This is a genomic window from Kitasatospora sp. NPDC004240, assembly GCF_053603215.1.
The window spans coordinates 13,601-32,804 of record NZ_JBSGFD010000091.1 but is presented as its reverse complement, the minus strand read 5'-3'; the positions used below and the strand labels follow the sequence as shown (position 1 = coordinate 32,804).

Here is a 19,204-nt window from a genome sequence, read left to right as displayed (position 1 = left end):
CGCGGTCGGCTCGGCCTGGGGCGTCGCCGCCGCGACCGTCAGCGGCTCGGCCGTGTGGTGGCTGCACCTGCGGTCGGCCGTGCGCGAGCACCGGCTACCCCGCCGAGGCCGCCATCGGCCGCTACTACCGGCTGGGCGTGCCGGTCGCCGTCGGCGGCTCGCCGGCGACCCTGGCCGGCTGGATCGACTTCGACCACAACGGGCGCTTCGACGCCACCGAGCGGGTGCAGAGCGAGGTCCCGGCCGGCACCGACCACGCCGTGCTGGAGTGGACGGTCCCCGCCGACGCCGCGTCCGGCGAGACCTGGGCCCGGCTGCGGATCGGCCGGGACGCCGCCCAACTGGTCTCCTCCGGTGGCTTCGCCGACTCCGGCCAGGTCGCCGACCAGCGGATCGGGCTGACCGTCGGCGCGGCCCGGCCCGAGATCGTCGGCCCGGTCGACGGCACCGTGCTCGCCGACGCACGCCCCCGGGTGCGCGGCGAGGGCGGCGTGGTCGGCGCCACCGTCGAGGTCCGCGACGGCGACAGCACGCTCTGCCGGGCCCGGGTCGAGTACGGCGGCGGCTGGTCCTGCCGCCCCGACACCGCGCTGACCGGAGGAGCCCACAGCCTCACCCTCGTCGAGACCACCGGCGGCGGCGTGGTGCTGCGCGGCGAGCCGGTGCGGGTCACCGTGAAGACCGCTCCGCCCACCGCGCCCGTGTTCACCCTCCCCGAGTTCACCAACGACCCGGGCCTCCAGCTCACCGGCACCGGCGAGCCGGGCAGTACGGTCTCCGTCGCCGACCAGACCGCGGAACTGTGCGGCACCGCCGTCCGGGCCGACGGCGGCTGGTCCTGCCTGCCGGTGGAGCACCTGCCGGACGGCCGCCACCGGCTCACCCCCGTCGCCGTCGACGCCGCCGGCAACCGCACCCCCGGCAAGCCGGCCACCCTGGTCGTCGACACCGTCGCCCCGGCCCGCCCGGTGCTCACCTCGCCGGCCGCCGGCGAGACCGTACGGGCCGCCAGGCCCACGCTCGGCGGGCGGGCGGAGGGCGGCGCCAAGGTGATCGTCACCGCCCGGACCGGGGACCTCCCCTCCGCCGCCGCGGCCTCCGCCGAGCGGACGGTGCTCTGCGGGGCGACCGCCGCCCTGGACGGCGGCTGGACCTGCAACGCCAGCCGCGATCTGGCGGGCGGTGACCAGTGGCTGACCGTCACCGCCACCGACCCGGCGGGCAACAGCACGGCGGGCGAGGCGGTCGTGGTCCACGTGGCGCTCCCCGCGCCGGCCCCGGCCCGGACCCCGGCGGGCACGCCCTCGACCACGGCGCCGGCCTCCCCGTCCGCGGCTGCCCTTGCGTCTGCCTCTGCGTCGCCGCCCCCCGCGGCCGCCGCCTCCGGCAGCGCGACCCCGGTACGGCCTTCGCCCTCGCCTTCGCCCTCGCCGGCGGCCCCGGTGGTCGTCCCGGACCCGGTGGGTGGGCCGTTGCCGCCCGTGGCTCCCGGGTTGCTGCCGATCGCGGTTCCGCCCGTGGCGCCCGTACCGGCGTCGCCGAGCGCCTCCCCGGTGCCCACGGTGGCCCCGGCCGCCGCCTCCGGCAGCGCGACCCCGACCCGGTCCCCGTCCCCGTCCCCGAGTGTTGCCCCCGCGCCCGTCGCGGCGGCCTCCCGGATGCTGGCCGTGCCGCCGGCGGGGGCCGAGGTGGTGGCCGAGTGGTCCGGGCCGGACACCCGGCGCACCGGATTGCTCGGGGTGCTCCTGCTGCTGATCGCGTTCGGGTTGGTCGTCCGCCGGGTGCGCGCCCGGGGGAGCGGCTCCCGGCGGCGCTGACCGGCTGCCACTCGGCACTCGGAACCGCCACGACAAACCGCTCATGTGCCTGCGCGTCAGGTCGCCCCCGGATGGCTCGTCAGGAAATGTCGACACGTTTCACATCAAATGTCGCATTTGATGACGTATGAACCTAGCCTGGCTCTGGCACTGCCCGTCAGATCCGGGCCGCCCGTTGCGCGACACACCGACCCCGAGGATCCGTGCATGGACGTCACCCGCGATTCTTCGCAGCGACCCGACCGACCCGACCACCTGCCCGAGCCGCTTCCCCCGGCGCCCGTCGCGCGTACGGCCGCCGGCGCGAGCGCGCTGGCCAGGGGCGTCCGGCCGGCTGGCCCCCGCGACCGCGACCGGGACGCGGCGGACGGACCGGCCACCGTCCCGCCGGCCGTGCTCCCCGGCCCGGCGCTCACCCGGCCGGATCCGTGCGATCCGCTGGAGACCGCGCCGGAGGCGACCGTGCCCGTCACCCCCGTCACCGCCCCCACCACCACGCGTCGCCCGCCGCGCGCCGACCCGGCGCTGCGCGAGCGCGCCGCCGCCGTCCTGCCCGGCTGGCTCGCCCTGCTGGTGCTGCTGACCGGCGTGGCCGCCGTGGTGCTGGTGCTGCTGCGCGACGGCGTCATCCCGTACGGGGCCGCGCTGCCCGAGCTGCGCGGGGTGACCGACCGGGCGGCCGGCCCGGACGGGGTGACCGGCCGTTCGATCGCGGCCGTCGCCGCGGCCGGGCTGCTGGTGGTCGGCGCGCTGGCCGGGCTGCTGGCCAACGCGGGCGGCGAGACCCGGGTGCTGACCCGCTGGGGCCGGTACCGGGGCACCGTCCGCCGCACCGGGCTGGTCTGGGTCAACCCGCTGCTGCGTCGGCGCCGGGTCGACGTACGGCTGCGGCACTGGCGCAGCGAACCCGTGAAGGTGGTCGACCGCACCGGCACCCCGATCGTGGTCCGGCTGCTGATCGTCTGGCGGGTCAAGGACACCGCCCGGGCGCTGCTGTCGCTGGACGACCACGAGGACTACCTGCGCGAGCAGGTCCACGCGGTGCTGACCCGGACGGCCTCCGCGCTGCCCTGCGACAGCAACGCCGCGCCGGGCCCCGCGCTGCGCGACGGGCAGTGGTTCGCCGACGAGCTCACCCGCGGGCTGGCGGCCGAGGTGGCCCCGGCCGGGCTGGAGGTGTACTCGGCCCAGCCGCTGGCGCTGGACTACGCGCCCGAGGTCGCCGAGTCGATGCGCCGCCGCCGGCTGGCCGACCTGGACGCGGGGCTGCGCACCGTCCTGGTGGACGACGCGGTGGAGGCCGCCGCCCTCGCGGTGCGCCGGCTGGAGCGCGCCACCGCCCACGAGCTGGACGAGGCCGCCCGCAGCGCCCTGATGAAGCAGTTGCTGGTCGCCTTCGTCGCCCCGGCCGGAGTGGCCGCCCAGGTACCGCCCCCGGCCGCCCGGGCCGGGCGGAAGGAAGGACGACCGGTATGACGAACGCCCTCACGACCGACCTCCGGATAGCGACCGACCTCCGCACGGCGACCGGGCGCACGGCGGCCGACCTCCGGATATCGACGGACGCCCGGATACCGACGGACCTCTGGACGGCGACCGGCCCCGACGCCGACGGCGCACTGCCCGGCTTCGAGGAGAGTGTCGGCGGGCCCCCGATCGCGGGCTGCGTCTGCCCGGGCTGCGCGGCACGGCCGCGGACCGCCCGGTCCGCGGCGACCCGGACGGCCGGGGCGGGTGCCCGAATACACCGGGCCGTACGGAGCACCTGCCTGGCCGCCACCGTGCTGGCCGGGGCCGGCGTGGTCGGTCTGACGGCCGGCGCCGGAGCGGCCCACGCGGAGCCCGGGAAGCAGGGCTGGGACGGTTCGAAGTACTGGTTCAAGAACGCCAGGGGCGAGTGGCGGTACACCGGCCACGCCTCCGTCTACGCGGAACGCACCGGCGGGCAGGCCGCCAAGGCCCCCGCCCCCGCCCCCGCCCCCGCCCCCGCCCCGGCCAGGGCCCCCGCCTCCACCGGGATCCGCGAGGGCTGGGACGGCTCGAAGTACTGGTTCAGGAACGCCGCCGGTGAGTGGCGCTGGACGAGCCACTACGACGTCTACCTCTCCCGCACCGGCCGGTCCCCCGAGACGCAGGCCACCGGCACCGCACCGGCCACCGGCACCACCCAGACCACCGGCGGCACGCCGGCCCGGACCGGGCGCGCCGAGACCGCCGTCCGCTACGCGCTCGCCCAGCTCGGCAAGCCGTACGTGTGGGGCGGCGACGGCCCGAACGGCTTCGACTGCTCGGGCCTGGTCCAGCAGGCGTTCCGGCGCGCCGGGATCGCGCTGCCCCGGGTGGCCGACGACCAGTACGCGGCCACCACCCCGGTGACCAGGGGGCAGCTGCGCCGGGGCGACCTGGTCTTCTGGTCGGACACCGGCCGGGCCTCCGGCATCCACCACGTCGGGATCTACCTGGGTGACGACACCTTCGTCGAGGCGCCCAGGCCGGGACGGACCGTCCGGATCTCCACGATCTCCGCGGGCTTCCGCCCGACCCACTTCGGCCGCCCGTGACCCGCGCGGCCGTTGTCCACAGGCTGTGGACGGATCCGTCATCCGGGCCCGTCCACAGCCTGTGCCGGGTCGGGCGGAGGCGAGGGCGAAGTAGGACCGGACCGGGGTGTCGGCCGGGCCTGCGGATTCGTTAGAGTCCCTGCCATGGCTGACAACGACTACGACCCCGCCGGCAGCACCCAGATGTTCCGGGCGTTCGTCGACGAGAGCCCGGCACCGCAGGCACCGGGCTCCGTCTCCACCTACGGCAGCAGCAACAGCGGCAACCGCACCGGCGTGATCGTCCTGGTGGCGGTCGTCGCCGTGGCCGTGCTGGCCGGCGTCATCTGGCTGGCGGTCAAGTAACCACCACACGGGGCCTGGCGGCGCTCAGCACGGCTTCCGCCAGGCATCCAGCTCCAGCTTCTTCTGCATGGAGCTGAGCCCCAGGGTCCTGCTCTGCGCGCAGAAGCGCTCCGTGCCGAGCTTGTACTCGACGTGGAAGACCGCCTTGCCCGCCTGGATGAACGGGCTGAGCTTCGCGCACTCGTTGAACTCGGCGCACTCCTCGTTGACCGCGAAGTCGTAGTCGGCGAGCAGCTGGGGGATCTGCGCCAGGTCGTTCTTCAGGCCGATCGCCATGCCCCGCTCGTGGGCGAGCGCGGCCAGCATCTTGTTGTAGCGCAGCTGGTCCTCGGCGGTCAGCGGGAAGCCGCTGTTCTGGTTGTACGCCTCGATGGTGTCCGGCTCGACGGCGTCGAAGCCCTTGTTCTTGCACATGTCGAAGCGGGCCGCCATCAGCGGGCGGAGCTGGTCGATCTTGCGGATGTCGAACCACTTCTCGCCCTTCCAGCCGTTGCTGGAGCCCTGCAGGGCCTTGGCGAAGGCGGCCGAATCGGGGCGGAAGTCCTCCCAGGAGCCGGCGTTGATGTAGCAGATCACCTTGCGGCCCTTGGCGTGCAGCGCGGCGACCACCGAGGCGTCGTTCTCGAAGCCGTCGATGTCGTAGACCGGGACGTCCACCGACTGGTCGACGTTGCCGCCGAGTTGCCACTGCCAGGCGAGGCCCGGCTTTGGCTGCCAGCGGGCGCCGGCCGGCTGTGGGTTGCCCGGGGTGGTGCCGCCGGGGGTGCCGGGCGGGGTGGTGCCCGGCGGCGTCGTGCCCGGGGGAGGGGTGGTCCCGGGCGGGGTGGTGCCCGGCGGGGTGCCGGGATCGGTGGTCCCGGGGGCCGGGGTGGTGGCGGGATCGGTACTGGCGGGCGCGGTGGCGACGGGCGCCGGGGCGCCGGTCGCGTCGGCCGACGGGTCGTCCTCCTCCGCCCCGGAACCGCTGCACGAGGTCGCGAGCAGGGTCGTGGCGAGGACGAGCGCGGCCAGGATGGGCCGGGTGCGGCGGGTCACGGTACTCGAACTCCGGGTGGGATCAGGCCAGTTCAGCGGCGGTCAGGCCGTACGGCAGGGTGCTCCAGGGGTTGTCCCCGGAGCCGGGGACGGCGCAGCCGACGCCGGCCCGGCGGGCGGCGATCAGTGCGACGGCCTCCCTGGCCGTCTCGGGAGGGACGTCGTACACCAGGTGGCAGAACCGGGCGGCGGCGTGCCGGCCGGTCCACAGCGGAAGGGTGAGCGAGCGGTACGCCTCCCAGTCGCCCTCGAAGGTCACCAGCAGGTCGGCCAGCCCCACCTCGGCGTACCCGGGGTCGGGGTGGTCGCCGTGGCCGAACACCACCGTGGTGCAGCCGGCCGCGCGGGCGGCCGTGGCGAGCCGGCGGTAGTGCGCCAGCGCGCTCGGGTGGGTGGCGACCTGGTCGAGGTAGACGCCGGTGGTGCCGTGGCGCTGTCGGTACGTCAGGATGTCGGCCACCACGGCGGCGTGCGGCCGGCGGCCGTAGTCGGTGTCGGCGTAGCCGAGCAGCGGCAGGCCGGCCGCCCGTAGTTCCTCCGCGGCCTCGGCGAAGACGCCGTCGGGGCTCGCGCCGGGGCCGTCGGCGAGGTTGAGCACGACGGCGGCGATCCGGGAGGGGCCGGCGGCGGCGACCGCCCGCCAGGCCGCCGGGTCCACCGCGGGGTGGACGTACAGCGGCACCAGCAGGCGGCCGTCGTGGCTCGCGCCGGTCATGCGGTGACCAGTGGTTCGGTGGAGAGCCACAGGTCGCGCAGGGTGTCGGCGAGTCCGGTCTCCGGGTGCCAGCCCAGCGCCCGGGCGGCGGCCGACACGTCGGCCTGCTGCCAGGAGACCGCGGCCGAGCGCTCGGAGCCGGCGCCGCTCTCGTCGATCCGCCCGGTGAACCCGGCGGCCGCGACCAGCCCGTCCGCGATCGCGCGGACCGGCCGGGCCGTGCCGGACGCCAGGTTCAGCACCCGCGGCAGCGGGCCCTCGGCGGTGACCGCCAGGCCCACCGCGCGGGCGATGTCCCGGGCGTCGACGAAGTCGCGGTGGGCCGAGAGGTCCCCGACCTTCACCACGCCCGCCGCGCCCTCCGGGGCGGCCCGGCGCAGCTCGGCGGCGAGCCGGCCGGGCAACGAACCCGCGGGGGCGCCCGGGCCGACCGGGTTGAACACCCGCAGCACCACCGCGTCCAGCGGCGAGCCGGCCACCGCGAGGGAGCCGGCCAGCTTGGTGGCGCCGTACACGCCGACCGGGCGGGCGTCCGCGGACTCGTCCAGCGAGGTGCCGGCCGCGCAGACGCCGTACTCGCCGGCCGAGCCGATGTGCACCAGGCGGGCCTTCGGGGCGCCCTGTTCGAGGGCGGCGCAGAGCACGGCCGGGCCGCGCGCGTTGACCTCGGCCAGGGTGACCGGGCTGCCCGACACCGCGCCGGCGAAGTTGACCACGGCGTCGGGCTCCAGCGCGGCCAGGCCCTCGGCGAGCTCCCCGGGCACGGCGGTGGCCAGGTCCACGGCCAGGTCGTGCCGGGAGCGCCGCCCGCCCGTCAGCAGGGTGACGTCGGGCAGCGTCCGCAGGACGGCGGCGGCGTGACGGCCGAGGAAGCCGTCCGCGCCGAGCAGCAGGATCCTCACGCGGCCCGTCCGTCGTTCTCGCCGGCGGCCGCGGCCGCCGGGACGGGCACGGGCTGCGCGTCGGCGTCGGCCTCCGTGCGGGCGGCCGGGACCGGCGCCTCGACGGCGTCGCCGGCCGGCACCGCGTGCAGGCCCTCGGGCTCGCCGGGCAGCAGCTGGGAGCGGATCCGCGCGAACTCGGCGTTGGCCCGGTCGTAGTCGTCGGGGCGGCCGATGTCCAGCCAGTAGCCGCCGAACTCGTAGGCGGCCGGCGGGGTGCCGGCGCCCAGCAGGTCGAGGACCAGCTCGTCGAAGCCCAGCGGCAGGCCCGGGGTGTACGTGGCGAGCGCCGCGCGCGAGACGCCGTACACGCCCATGGAGACCCGGTAGTCGATGCTCGGCTTCTCCTTGAAGCCGGTGATGCTGCCCTCCTCGGTGGTCAGCACCCCGAAGTCGATCTTCACCTGGCGGGCGTAGGTGGCGATGGTCAGCGGCGCGCCGGACGCCTCGTGGTGCTTCAGCACCCCGGCGAAGTCGAGGTCGGTGAGGATGTCACCGTTCATGACGAGGAAGTGCTCGGGCAGCCGGTCCTGCATGGTGAGCAGCGGGCCCATGGTGCCCAGCGGGCTGTCCTCGACGGCGTAGCCGACCCGCAGGCCCCACTGGGAGCCGTTGCCGACGTACGCGCGGATGATGTGGCCGAGGTGGCCGATGGCCAGGGTGACGCTCTTGAAGCCCGCGGCCGCGAGCTGGCGCATCACGATCTCCAGGATCGCGTGCTGGTCGCCGATCGGGACGAGCGGCTTGGGAAGCGCGGTGGTGTACGGGCGAAGCCGGACGCCCTTGCCGCCGGCCAGGATCACTGCGTGCATGGTTTTTCCCCCACGGATTAAGGTGCGACAGGATTCCCGAGCGTCAGACGTTGTAGATGTCGGTCTTGTAGCGAGCCAGGTTGGCCGGGTCGCGGAAGAACTCGATGGTCTGCTCCAGGCCCTGCTCCAGGGAGAACTCCGGGGCCCAGCCGGTCGCCGCGCGCAGCCGGGAGGCGTCCGCGACCAGGCGCATGACCTCGGAGTTGGCCGGACGGATGCGCTGCTCGTCCTCCTTGACGACGACGTCGACGCCCATCAGCTTGCCGACCAGGGTGACCAGGTCGCCGACCGAGATCTCGCCGCCGGTGCCGGCGTTGAAGGTCTTGCCGACCACGGTCTCGGCGGGCGCGGTGCCCACCGTGCGGAAGGCACGGGCGGTGTCCTTGACGAACATGAAGTCGCGGGTGGGACGCAGGTCGCCCAGGGTGATCTCGGTCTCGCCGGCGGCGAGCTGGGCGATCACGGTCGAGATGACGGCGCGCATCGACTGGCGCGGGCCGAAGGTGTTGAACGGGCGCAGCGTGACGACCGGGGTGCCGAAGCTGGCGTGGTAGCTGTCCGCCAGCCGGTCGCCGCCCGCCTTGGACGCCGCGTACGGCGACTGGGTGTTGATCGGGTGGTCCTCGCTGATCGGCACGGTCTGCGCGGTGCCGTACGTCTCGCTGGTCGAGGTGTGCACCAGGCGGGGGATCTCCTGGTGGCGCACGGCCTCCAGCACGTTGAGGGTGCCGGTGACGTTGGTCTCGATGTACGAGTGCGGGGCGAGGTAGGAGTAGGGGATCGCGATCAGCGCGGCCAGGTGGTAGACCGCCTCGGTGCCCTTGACCAGGCCGTTGACCGAGCCCGGGTCCCGGACGTCGCCGAGGACGATCTCGACCGAGTCCAGCACCTCCTTGTCCAGGGTCTCCAGCCACCCGAAGGAGGAGAAGGAGTTGTACTGGACCATCGCGCGGACCTGGTGGCCGGAGGCGACCAGGTTCTCGACGAGGTGGGAGCCGATGAAGCCCTCGGCTCCGGTGACGGCGACGCTGCTCATGCTTGGGTTCGCTTTCTGGTGTTTCGGGGACGGCCGGGCGGTGTGGTGTACCCGGCACTGCTTCGGACGGGTGCTGCTGTGCGACCGCTTCAGGTGTCAGCGGTGCTTGGTGGTGCGGCCGAGCACAGGCCCGGCGATTGCGGTGAGGACGACGGCCGCCGCCCCGCAGCCGATCAGCTGCAGGGACGTCGGGTCCACACCGGCCAGCAGCCCGGCGCACTCCGCGATCGCGGCGGCCAGGCAGATCAGGGCGGTGCTCCAGCTGAGCCCGAAGGCGTTCAGCAGGAGCGCCAGCCAGAGCGCCGCGCCGAGCAGCAGCAGCGCGCCGAGCTCCGCCACGCCCAGCGCCGGGGCGCCGGGCCAGAGCACGGTCGCGGCGGCGTCCAGCGCGGCGACGGTGGTGAGGTAGATGAACAGGCAGCCCAGCAGCACCCCGCCGGTCCGGCGGGCGAACTCGCCGGTGGTGTGGCTGGTGCGCAGGGCGGCCACGGCCAGGGCCCGGTACCGGAACAGCAGCCACTCGGCGAGGCCGAGGCTGAGCGTCAGCGCGACCATGGCCGGCCCCGTCGGGCTGGCCGTCGCGCCGTCCGTGGACCCGTCGCGCACCGCCTGGTGGACGGTCACGCCGAGTCCGGCGATCAGGGTGAGGGTGCCGACCGAGAGGCCGAACAGCAGGTGCGGGACCTCCTGGCGCCGCGGCAGCCGCAGCGCCGCGGCCTCCTTCTCGCCGCGCAGGCAGCGCCGGATCTCCCGGGCCGCCAGGCCGATCGCCAGCCCCAGCGAGGCCAGCAGCACCGTGGTCCGGGCCAGTTGCGGCACGTCCACGGCGAGCACCACGCCCGCGCCGACCGCGGACGGCGCCAGCGCCAGCAGCAGGAACTTCTCCCGCCCCAGCACCAGCAGCACGGTGGCGGCGCCCAGGTACAGCGACTGCCCGGCCGCGAAGCACAGCGACCCGAGCGGCCCGCCGACCACGTACCCCGCCGAGGCCGAGATCAGCGCGCCCAACGGCGCGCCGACGGCCAGGCAGATCCCGGCCGCCCGGCGCCGGCCGCGGCCGAGCCAGGCGTACGAGCGGTGCGCCAGCGCCTGGTTCCAGGACCAGCTGACCAGGGTCGCCACGGACAGCGCGAGCATGCCCGAGGGCAGCCCGAAGCGCATCCGGGTGGCCGCGAACAGGTTCGCGCCCAGCAGGTAGCTCAGGCCCGGCAGGGCGAACACCAGGCCGCGCACCACGCAGCGCCACGGGTCTGCCCGCCAGGGATTGGCGAACTCGGCGCTCGGGCCCGGGTAGCGGCGCTCGACCTTGTTGAACAGCTCCTCGGCCACCGAGAACGAGTCCGGCCGCCCGTACAGCAGCGCCGCCTGCTCGTCCGACAGGCCGTCGGACTCCAGGATGGCGGCGATCTCGTACGGGTGGACCGCGTCGGCGCAGATGTCGCCCAGCCGCTCGGCGAGCTCGTCCAGCGGGTCGGGGGAGAGGTCGAGCTGCTCCTCCTGCGCGGCCTCCGACTGCGCCGGCAGCACCGGCCGGCGGCGCTTGCGCGGCAGGACCCGCAGCTGGACGGTCTCCTCGGGGTGCGTCTGCTGCTCCACCCGCAGCTGCATGGTCTCCTCGGGGCCGCCCTCGTACGGCACCAGCCTCAGCGGGCCGCTCACGCGCCCACCTCACTGCGTTCGGCGTCCGCTCCGCGGACCGCACCCCTGCCGATGGTTCGCTTTCCCCCGGCCTCGGCGGCCGGGAGGTACCCCCAGCGCTCGCTCACGCGCCCACCTCACTGCGTTCGGCGAGGTCGATCGGCCGGTCCCAGTCGGCCGGGGCGCCGTCCTCGACCGCCACGACGCCCTGCGGGAGCCAGCGGGAGGTGCCCAGCAGCTCGGTGTAGATGCCGCGGAAGCCGTCGATGTTCTGGCGGAGCGTGAACTGCTCGATCACCCGCAGCCGGGCCTGTTCGCCGAGCCGGGCCCGCCGCTCGGTGTCGCGCAGCAGCTCGATCGCGGCGGCGGCCATCGGCTCGGGCTCGCGCGGCGGCACGACCAGACCGGTGTCGCCGACGGCCTCGCGCACCCCGCCCACGTCGGTGGAGACGGTGGCGCGGCCGCAGGACATCGCCTCGATCAGGGTGAACGGGAAGCCCTCGCTGATCGAGGAGAGCATCACCACGTTGCCCGCCGCGTACGCGTCGGTGATGTCGGCGACGCGGCCCTCGAAGGCCACCGACTCGGCGATGCCGAGCTCGGCGGCCAGGGCTATGCAGCGGTCCCGGTAGGCCTCGCCGCCCTTGGGCGTGCCGCCGAACAGCCGCAGCTTCGCCTCGGGGATCTCGCGCCGGACGATGGCGAACGCGCGGATCAGCGTCTCCAGGTCCTTGATCGGGTCGACCCGGCCGGCCCAGCTGAGCGTCGGGGTCTGCGGCTCCGGGCCGGCGGGCGGGAAGGCGGCCGGGTCCACGCCGTTGTAGACGGTGCGGATGTGCGCGGACGGCGTGCCGCCGCGCTCCTCCCAGCGCCGGTTGTAACGGTTGCCCGGGGTGACCAGGGCGGCCCGCCGGTAGCTCTCCTCGGCGAGCATCCGGTAGAAGCCCAGCAGCAGCGCCTTGACCGGCCAGCGGTACGGGCCGGTGCGGTAGCCGAGGTAGCGCTCGCGCAGGTAGATGCCGTGCTCGGTGAGCAGGAACGGGACGCCGTACTGCTGGGACGCGATCAGTCCGGGCAGGGTGGCCAGGCCGCCGCTGGCGGCGTGCGCGACGCCCTCGCGCGGCGGCTCGACCGAGAGCGGACGCAGCGCGTGCTCCAGCAGGTCGGTGGCGTTCAGCGCGTCGTGCAGGGTGGGCCGGGAGGCGGCCGTGGAGAGGTAGTCACGGGTCCAGACGTGCTGGAGGGTGCGCAGGGCGCGCTCGCTGCGCAGCGCCGGGCTGAGCAGCCCGCGCCGGGCGAGGTCGGCGAAGCCGTACAGCTCGGTGCCGAAGTGGGTGGTGTAGACCGGGTCCAGGATCGAGTGCAGGAAGCGCTCGTACGCGTTCAGGAAGCGGCGCAGTTCCTTGCCGCGCGGTGCCTTGGCGGTCGACGCCGGGCCCCACAGCGGTGCGGTGGTGACGGATGTCACGTTCGCGGGCAGGTCCCAGGCCAGCGGCTCGTGACCGGTCCCGGTGACGGCGATGATGTCGAAATCGACGTCCGGCATGCCCTGGACCAACTGGTCGCACCAGACACTGACCCCGCCGTGCTGGTGCGGGTACGTCCCCTCGGTGAGCAGGGTGACGCGCATGGCCTGTCCCCCCTCCTGTCCTTGCGTCAAGCGCCCGGCTCGCTGCCCGAGCCGGGTTCGGTGGTGGGGCCGGGGGACGGCCCGCCCCCACCACCGGTATCACCTCGTCGTTAACGGTTGTCGTTAACGGCGCTCCTTAGCGCTTGCCGGTCGTGCCGGCGGTCTTCTTCGCGGGTTCGGTCTTCCCCCCGGAGACCTTGCCGTTGGTGGTGCTCTTGCCGGACGTGGTGGTCACGCCCTTGCCCGCCACCGGGGCCCCGCTGCCGGGGACCAGGGTGGGCGCGTCGCTGCGCTCGGTGTCGCCGGGACCGGCCGGGACGGCGTCCGCGGTGCCCTGGGGCACGACGGTCTTCCCGGTCGGCGCCGGGGCGGTGATCGCCTCGGCGGCAGCGGTCGGGGAGACGCTCGCGGGAGCCTCCGGGGTTCCGGCCGCGGTCAGCTTGAGCGTGATGTTGCTCTGCAGCGCGGCCGGCTTCACCCAGCCCGACAGCGTACCCGCATAGGCGCCGCCGAAGGCGGTGGACCCGATGGACAGCTTCTGGGTGGTGCCGGTCGGCATGGTCGCCTGGACCTGGACGCCGGCCGGGGCCGCGATCGTGACGGTGTCGCCGACGCGGTAGGCGGTGACCTGGCCGGAGGCCAGGGCGTTGTTCCAGGCCGCGCGGCGCTGGAACTCCAGACCGAGGTCCTTCTGCGCCAGGTTCACGATCGGGGTGTTGTCCGCGTGCAGCGAGCGGTACGTGGAGAGGATGCGCTCCAGGACCGGGTAGACGATCCGGTCCTCCGCCAGGTTGGACTGGTGGATGAAGTGCGGACGCGGGTCGTTGCTGAGCACGTGGCCCAGGTCGATCCGGGCCTCCAGCGGCACGATGTACGACTGGTAGCCGGTGTTGACGTTCAGCGGCGTGGTCAGGCAGGTGGAGTTGGCGCTCTCGCAGGCGCCGCTGCCGCCGTTGGCCTTGCTGGTGTAGATCCAGTTGTACTCGTCCGTCTGCTCCTGCACCGTGCCGGCGTTGTAGAAGACGTTCATCGGGTACCGCGGGATGGTGAGCGCCGCGCCGACGGCCCGCTGGGCGGGCTCCCGGGAGGCGTCGCTGGCCAGCCACTTCACGCCGTTGGTGGCGAGCGAGGGGGCCAGGTACGGGTTGTCGCTGGTCTCCTGCGGGGCGGTCAGCAGACCGGAGTGCTCACCGGTGACCAGCTCGGTCTTGTCGACCGGCAGGCCGCGCGCCGTCGCCCAGTCCAGGTTGTTCTTGATCTGGGCGGTGATGGTGGCCTGGTCGATCCAGACGGTGTTGCCGCCCGCGTCCTTGGTGCACTTCCACGGCACCACGGAGACGTCCTGGAGGCAGCCCATGTACGGGTGGGTGTAGGTGTGGTTGACCCACCGGTAGCTGGCCTTGTCGGCGACCATCTGGTCGACCACCGGGTCGGCGGTGACCTCGTGGTCGGCCTTCCAGTCCTCACTGCCGCCGCCGTTGAACACCATGTCCATGGTGAAGCCGTTGGCTATCTGCCACTGCTTGGCGTACTGGGCGTCGGCGACGTTCATCCGGATGGGGTTGGACGTTTCCGGAGTGCCGGGGGGGCACGTGACGTCGCCGGGGGTGCACTTGAGGTTCATGTCCCAGCGGTCGTCCGCGAGGAACACGTCGTCGATGTGCGCGGCGAAGTAGTTCCGGTCGTAGCCGAGGTGGATGCCCTGGGTCAGCCAGTCCACGATGCCGCGCGCCAGCAGCCGGTACTGCTGCTGGTACTGGTTGTAGACGAAGGTGACGACCAGTTCCTTGCGGCCGTCGTGGCTGTACTCGCCGACCAGCGAGCCGCGCTCGGTGCTGCCCGGGATCGGCGCCTCCACCAGCGGGGTGAAGGTGGCGCCGGCCGGCGGGGCGGCGAGCGGGGTGGCGAGGAAGCCGTAGCTCTCGCCGATGTTCGGGTCGTTGTCCTCGAAGGGGACGGCGCCCTTCAGGTAGCTGAACGGGCCGGAGGTGCCGGCCGTGGTCACCTGGGCCTGGACGCCGTCCAGGCTGCCCATGTAGCCGGGGTTCTGAGCCCAGTTCAGGCCGACGTCCGGACGGGCGTAGGTGTACGCGTCGACCTGGCGCACACCGAAGGCCGCCTCGTACGTGGCGAGGGCGGTCATCTCGGCCGAACCGGCCGGGAACGGGTTGTCGTTGGGCATGACGACGCCCTGGAACTTGCCCCGGGGCTGGCCGTTGACGGTGTCGCTGAGGAAGGCGGCGTCGATGACCGGGCGGTTGGCGTCGTTCAGGTTGACGATCTTGTGAGGGGTGCCCTGGCTCTTCAGCTCGGCGGCGATCGCCGCCGTCGCGGGGCCGCCGTCGTCGATCACCAGCACGGTGAGGTCGATCCGGGGCGCCGACGTGGCACCGTGTGCGAGGGACGACTGCAGGCCACCGGCCAGCAGAACGGCTGCCGCGCAGGCGGCAACTCTTCGGGTCGCTCGACCCATGTGTGATTCCTCCCCTGGGCAGGGCGCCTCGCTGCTCGGCGCTCCCCTGCCCTGTCGCTCTGTTCGAAGGCAGCAGGCTGCCCGGCGCCCATCCTCGTGGAGACTCCGGGGCTACCGGGACCAAACGGGCGGGAGTGCAGCGAATCTGTTACCAACGTTCATGGCGAGGCCATGAAGGGGCTGATTGTGGCCGGAAACGCACCGGCTGCGCAAATAATGAATTGAAAATTAAAAGCCGGAGCCGGAGCGTTACCGCTGGTCACCGATTGTGCGACCGGGTGGGGCTCAACGGCGCCTACACTGGCGGCGTTGCGCATGACACTCTTGCACATCTGCCAGTTCCGTCGGGCAGGTTCATGCAATATCGCGCAGGGTTGTGCCATGTCACCGTATGAATAGCCAATGGAGGCCACCGCGTGACCGAGCAGCAGACCGAGACCGTCGCACCTCCGGCCGGGGCGAACGGCTCCGCGGCCGTTCCCGCGGCCCGCAGCCTGGGACTTCGCGGGGCCGTCAACGCCCGTGACCTCGGCGGGTACCGGACGGCCGACGGACGGGTGCTGCGGCACGGCGTGGCCCTGCGCAGCGACGGCCTGAACCGGCTCACCGAGGAGGACCTCGGCCTGCTCTCCGCGATCGGCCTGCGCCAGGTGGTCGACCTGCGCAGCCTGGACGAGGTCCGCGAGGCCGGCCCCGACCGGGTGCCCGGCCTGCCGGTCGCCGAGATCGCCGCCGCGGAGCTCTCGGCCACCCCGATCACCGTGGACCGGCTCGACCCCGACGGCGTGACCCTGCACCACCTGCCGGTCTTCGCCGCGGACTTCGACATCTACGTGGCCCTGCGCGACGCGCTGGCCGACCGCAGCCCGGAGAAGCAGCGCGCGCTGCTCGGCGACGGCAGGGCCACCGCGATGATGGTCGGCCTCTACCGCTGGTTCGTCACCGACCCGGTGGCCCGCGAGCGCTTCGCCACCGTGGTCCGGCTGCTCGCCGCGCCGGACGGCGCACCGCTGCTCTTCCACTGCTCGGCCGGCAAGGACCGCACCGGCTGGACGGCCGCCATCGTGCTCACCGCGCTCGGCGTCGACCGCGACACGGTCTTCGAGGACTACCTGCTCACCAACGAGCGCTCCGCCGAGATCGTCGCGACCATCGTGGACAGCTTCCACACCCGGGGCCTGATGCGGGAGCCCGAGCTGCTGCTGCCGGTCTTCCGGGCGGAGCGCGTCTACCTGGAGGCGGCCTTCGAGGAGGTCGCCGCGGGCTGGGCCGGCTTCGAGGAGTTCTGGCGGGACGGCCTGGGGCTGGACGACCTGGTCCTGGACGGGCTGCGCGCCAACCTGCTGGCGGGCTGACCGTCCGTCCGGGCTACGGGCGGTCAGCCCCTGCGGCGCACCTCCCGCGGCTCATCCCTCGGGTCTGATCCCTCGGGACTCACCCCTCGCTGATCAGGCCCTCGCGCAGCTGCGTGAGGGTCTTGGTCAGCAGCCGGGAGACGTGCATCTGGGAGATCCCGATCTCCTCGCCGATCTGCGACTGGGTGAGGTTGCCGAAGAAACGCAGCATGATGATCCGGCGCTCGCGCGGCGGCAGCTTCGCCAGCAGCGGCTTCAGCGACTCGCGGTACTCGACGCCCTCCAGCGCGAGGTCCTCGTAGCCGAGCCGCTCGGCGAGCGGGCCGTCGCCGTCCTCCTCACCGGGGTTGGAGTCCAGCGAGCTGGCGGTGTAGGCGTTGCCCACCGCCAGGCCCTCGACCACGTCCTCCTCGCTGACGCCGAGGCAGACGGCCAGCTCGGCGACGGTGGGGGAGCGGTCCAGCTTCTGCGCCAGCTCGTCACCGGCCTTGGTGAGCGCCAGCCGCAGCTCCTGCAGCCGCCGGGGCACCCGGACCGACCAGCTGGTGTCGCGGAAGAACCGCTTGATCTCGCCGACCACGGTGGGCATCGCGAAGGTCGGGAACTCCACCCCGCGCTCGGGGTCGAAGCGGTCGATCGCCTTGATCAGGCCGATCGTGCCGACCTGGACGATGTCCTCCATCGGCTCGTTGCGGCTGCGGAAGCGCGCGGAGGCGTACCGCACCAGCGGCAGGTTGAGCTCGATCAGGGTGTCCCGGACGTAGGTGTGCTCCGCGCTGCCGGGCTCCAGGCCGGCCAGCCGCAGGAACAGCGAGCGGGACAGCGTCCGGGTGTCCAGCCCGGCCTGCGCCGCCCCGGCGTCCGCCCCGGTCTCCGTCCTGGTCTCCGGGGGCGCGGCCGTGGCCGTGACCGTGGCGGCGCCCTCCTCCGCCCGCGGGGCGGGGACGGCGGCCCCGGACGCGGCGGCCCCGTCGATCTCCGCCGTGCGGATCGCCCCACTGTGGATCGCCGCAGTGCCCAGCTCTCCGGACATGCACCCACCCCCTCGTGACTCGCAGTTGAACGGCTGCCGCCGCACGGCTGTTCCCGCGCGACGCCCTCCCCCTCCATACCGGAACACAGTCCCCTGCAAACCCGAGGGTTGCAAGACGTCACGTGATGGTAACGCGCAGCAATCTTGATCGGCAGTGCCTCATTGCGGCGGTACGGGAGGGTTTGTGACGGTCAGTCTTCCCAGGAATTGCCGGTCCGAAGCCTGGTCAGGATCCGCGACAGCAGCCGGGAGACGTGCATCTGGGACATCCCCAGCTCGGTGCTGATCTGGGACTGGGTCAGATTGGCGAAGAACCGCAGCATGACGATCCGCCGCTCCCGCTCCGGCAGCTGGACCAGCAGGTGGCGGACCATGTCGCGGTGCTCGACCTCGGCCAGCGCGGCGTCCTCGTAGCCGAGCCGGTCCAGCAGGGCCAGTCCGCCCTCGTGCTCCTGGGCGGCCTCCAGCGAGGCCGCGTTGTAGGCCCGCCCGGCGTCCAGGCAGGCCCGTACGTCCTCCTCCGGGATGCGCAGGCTGGCGGCGATCTCGGGCACCTTGGGCGCCCGTCCGTGGGTCACCGTCAGCTCCTCCATGGCCCCGCTCACCTGGACCCAGAGCTCCTGCAGCCGGCGCGGCACGTGCATGGTGCGGACGTTGTCGCGGAAGTAGCGCTTGATCTCGCCGAGGATGGTCGGCAGCGCGTACGTCGGGAACTGCACGCCCCGGCCGGGGTCGAAGCGGTCGATCGCGTTGATCAGTCCGATCGTGCCGACCTGGACGACGTCCTCCATCGGCTCGCTGCGGCTGCGGAAGCGGGTCGCCGCGTAGCGCACCAGCGGGATGTTGACCTCGATCAGCGCCGCCCGCACCCGCTCGCGCTCGGGGGCGTCCGGGGGCAGCTCGGCGAGCCGCTCGAAGAGCACCCGGGTCAGGGTCCGCACGTCCACGGCCGGGCGCCCTCCGGGGCCCCGCAGGCCGTCCGGGCGGAGCTCGCCGGCGGGGCTGATGACCGAGGCCAGCACCTCCTCCCCGGGGCGCTCCCCGGGGCCGCGAGGGGCGTCCTCGCCGGCCCCGGGCGGCTCGGCGGCCTCGGGGGCCTCGACGGCGCCGGCGGAACCGGCGGAACCGGCGGCGGCCGGGCCGGAGACCGGCGTGTCGGTGCCCGGTGCGCTCCCTGGTGTCCGCACGGACACGTCACCCCTCCCAAAGTCGACAACGGTGGGACCTGCGGATCGGGTGTCGCGTCCTGTCTCACCACCTCGCCGTGCCCGGCAAAACCGGTCATAGCATCACAAGGTGGCCGTAGTTCGGGCAAGCACCGAGCGGAGGTGTGTTGATGCTGTGGTGAGTGGGTGAGGAAGGTCCGTTCCGACACGCACGACGGCGCCCCGTCCGGCTCTCGGACGGGGCGCCGCGGGTCGTGCGGGGCGCCGGGGGTGGGCCGTACGGATCAGACCTCGATGTCGGCGATCACCCAGGTGGCGAATTCGCGCCACTGGCCCGCCGCGGCCTGGTGGGCCGGATGGGCGATGTAGGAGCCGAGCGACTCGCGGTCCTCGACCAGGCTGTTGATCGCGTAGTCGTAGGCGATGTCGCGCTCGGTGGTGTTCCAGCCGCACTCCCACTGGCGCAGCTCGGGGATGAGCGGGCCGAGCTCCTCGAAGGCCTCGGCGCCGGCGACCGCCCGCGCGTCGTCCTTGCTGACGCCTTCGTTGAGCTTGAACAGGACCAGGTGCCGGATCACGATGCCGCTCCTCGCGGACGGGGTCGAAAGTCCCGCCCACCGTAGCCTGCCCCGGCCCGGCCGCCCCAC

General features: G+C 73.8%; 15 protein-coding genes and 1 pseudogene. 5 read left to right on the top strand and 11 right to left on the bottom strand.

Features of this window, described 5'->3' with window-relative positions; genetic code table 11:
* Positions 1-137: 137 nt before the first annotated feature.
* From ACWEQL_RS23965 to ACWEQL_RS23950, 4 genes are all read left to right on the top strand, one after another.
* Entirely contained in the window at positions 138-1,817 is a 1,680-nt protein-coding gene (locus ACWEQL_RS23965) for an Ig-like domain-containing protein (protein ID WP_452152345.1), read from the top strand.
* A gap of 207 nt (positions 1,818-2,024) precedes the next feature.
* The gene (locus tag ACWEQL_RS23960) at positions 2,025-3,293 is read left to right on the top strand and encodes an SPFH domain-containing protein (RefSeq protein ID WP_452152342.1); all 1,269 of its coding nucleotides are present in this window, start codon (positions 2,025-2,027) and stop codon (positions 3,291-3,293) included.
* A complete protein-coding gene (locus ACWEQL_RS23955; RefSeq protein WP_452152341.1) occupies positions 3,290-4,378 on the top strand; it encodes a C40 family peptidase in 1,089 nt (362 codons plus the stop codon). The genes ACWEQL_RS23960 and ACWEQL_RS23955 overlap by 4 nt, the downstream gene beginning before the upstream one ends.
* Positions 4,379-4,522: 144 nt before the next feature.
* The gene (locus ACWEQL_RS23950; protein WP_452152340.1) at positions 4,523-4,723 is read left to right on the top strand and encodes a hypothetical protein; all 201 of its coding nucleotides are present in this window, start codon (positions 4,523-4,525) and stop codon (positions 4,721-4,723) included.
* A gap of 24 nt (positions 4,724-4,747) precedes the next feature.
* Here the strand turns inward: ACWEQL_RS23950 and ACWEQL_RS23945 are convergent, their stop codons facing one another.
* The 8 genes and pseudogenes from ACWEQL_RS23945 to ACWEQL_RS23910 form a co-directional block, all read right to left on the bottom strand.
* A complete protein-coding gene (locus ACWEQL_RS23945) occupies positions 4,748-5,758 on the bottom strand; it encodes an endo alpha-1,4 polygalactosaminidase (protein ID WP_452152339.1) in 1,011 nt (336 codons plus the stop codon).
* A 22-nt stretch (positions 5,759-5,780) separates the two neighbouring features.
* Positions 5,781-6,473, bottom strand: a complete 693-nt coding sequence (locus ACWEQL_RS23940) for a spherulation-specific family 4 protein (protein ID WP_452152338.1) — start codon at positions 6,471-6,473, stop codon at positions 5,781-5,783.
* Entirely contained in the window at positions 6,470-7,375 is a 906-nt protein-coding gene (locus ACWEQL_RS23935) for an NAD-dependent epimerase/dehydratase family protein (RefSeq protein ID WP_452152337.1), read from the bottom strand. Before ACWEQL_RS23935 ends, ACWEQL_RS23940 begins: the two co-directional genes overlap by 4 nt.
* Before the next feature lie 143 nt (positions 7,376-7,518).
* A pseudogene (locus ACWEQL_RS23930) lies at positions 7,519-8,226 on the bottom strand (sugar phosphate nucleotidyltransferase); the annotation flags it as partial.
* A 43-nt stretch (positions 8,227-8,269) separates the two neighbouring features.
* Positions 8,270-9,262, bottom strand: a complete 993-nt coding sequence (locus tag ACWEQL_RS23925; RefSeq protein ID WP_452152336.1) for a GDP-mannose 4,6-dehydratase — start codon at positions 9,260-9,262, stop codon at positions 8,270-8,272.
* A gap of 96 nt (positions 9,263-9,358) precedes the next feature.
* Positions 9,359-10,921 (bottom strand): hypothetical protein, encoded by a 1,563-nt coding sequence (locus ACWEQL_RS23920; RefSeq protein ID WP_452152335.1) that lies wholly within the window; start codon positions 10,919-10,921, stop codon positions 9,359-9,361.
* A gap of 103 nt (positions 10,922-11,024) precedes the next feature.
* On the bottom strand, positions 11,025-12,530 hold the full coding sequence (gene pelF / locus ACWEQL_RS23915; RefSeq protein WP_452152334.1) for a GT4 family glycosyltransferase PelF: 1,506 nt from the start codon (positions 12,528-12,530) through the stop codon (positions 11,025-11,027).
* 136 nt (positions 12,531-12,666) lie between these two features.
* Positions 12,667-15,003, bottom strand: coding sequence for a hypothetical protein (locus ACWEQL_RS23910; RefSeq protein ID WP_452152333.1), 2,337 nt, complete (start codon positions 15,001-15,003; stop codon positions 12,667-12,669).
* 416 nt (positions 15,004-15,419) lie between these two features.
* On the opposite strand from ACWEQL_RS23910, the gene ACWEQL_RS23905 reads away from it, so the two are divergent.
* Complete coding sequence (locus ACWEQL_RS23905) at positions 15,420-16,358, top strand: tyrosine-protein phosphatase (protein WP_452152332.1); 939 nt, start codon at positions 15,420-15,422, stop codon at positions 16,356-16,358.
* A gap of 79 nt (positions 16,359-16,437) precedes the next feature.
* Here ACWEQL_RS23905 and ACWEQL_RS23900 read toward each other — a convergent pair whose 3' ends face one another.
* The 3 genes from ACWEQL_RS23900 to ACWEQL_RS23890 all read right to left on the bottom strand — a co-directional run bounded on the left by ACWEQL_RS23900 (position 16,438) and on the right by ACWEQL_RS23890 (position 19,135).
* Positions 16,438-17,391: an RNA polymerase sigma factor SigF gene (locus tag ACWEQL_RS23900; protein WP_452152331.1), complete on the bottom strand. Its 954-nt coding sequence runs from the start codon at positions 17,389-17,391 to the stop codon at positions 16,438-16,440.
* 191 nt (positions 17,392-17,582) lie between these two features.
* Positions 17,583-18,578 carry an RNA polymerase sigma factor SigF gene (locus ACWEQL_RS23895; protein ID WP_452152344.1) on the bottom strand — a complete coding sequence of 332 codons (996 nt, stop codon included), beginning with the start codon at positions 18,576-18,578 and terminating at the stop codon, positions 17,583-17,585.
* A gap of 263 nt (positions 18,579-18,841) precedes the next feature.
* Positions 18,842-19,135 carry a Dabb family protein gene (locus tag ACWEQL_RS23890; protein WP_452152330.1) on the bottom strand — a complete coding sequence of 98 codons (294 nt, stop codon included), beginning with the start codon at positions 19,133-19,135 and terminating at the stop codon, positions 18,842-18,844.
* Between the last annotated feature and the right edge of the window lie 69 nt (positions 19,136-19,204).

What these genes read in the sequence shown, in the direction of transcription:
- ACWEQL_RS23955 (WP_452152341.1), top strand. Translation starts at nt 3,290, where the DNA reads ATGACGAACGCCCTCACGACCGACCTCCGGATAGCGACCGACCTCCGC.
- ACWEQL_RS23910 (WP_452152333.1), bottom strand. Translation starts at nt 15,003, where the DNA reads ATGGGTCGAGCGACCCGAAGAGTTGCCGCCTGCGCGGCAGCCGTTCTG.
- ACWEQL_RS23900 (WP_452152331.1), bottom strand. Translation starts at nt 17,391, where the DNA reads ATGTCCGGAGAGCTGGGCACTGCGGCGATCCACAGTGGGGCGATCCGC.
- pelF (WP_452152334.1), bottom strand. Translation starts at nt 12,530, where the DNA reads ATGCGCGTCACCCTGCTCACCGAGGGGACGTACCCGCACCAGCACGGC.
- ACWEQL_RS23940 (WP_452152338.1), bottom strand. Translation starts at nt 6,473, where the DNA reads ATGACCGGCGCGAGCCACGACGGCCGCCTGCTGGTGCCGCTGTACGTC.
- ACWEQL_RS23925 (WP_452152336.1), bottom strand. Translation starts at nt 9,262, where the DNA reads ATGAGCAGCGTCGCCGTCACCGGAGCCGAGGGCTTCATCGGCTCCCAC.
- ACWEQL_RS23950 (WP_452152340.1), top strand. Translation starts at nt 4,523, where the DNA reads ATGGCTGACAACGACTACGACCCCGCCGGCAGCACCCAGATGTTCCGG.
- ACWEQL_RS23960 (WP_452152342.1), top strand. Translation starts at nt 2,025, where the DNA reads ATGGACGTCACCCGCGATTCTTCGCAGCGACCCGACCGACCCGACCAC.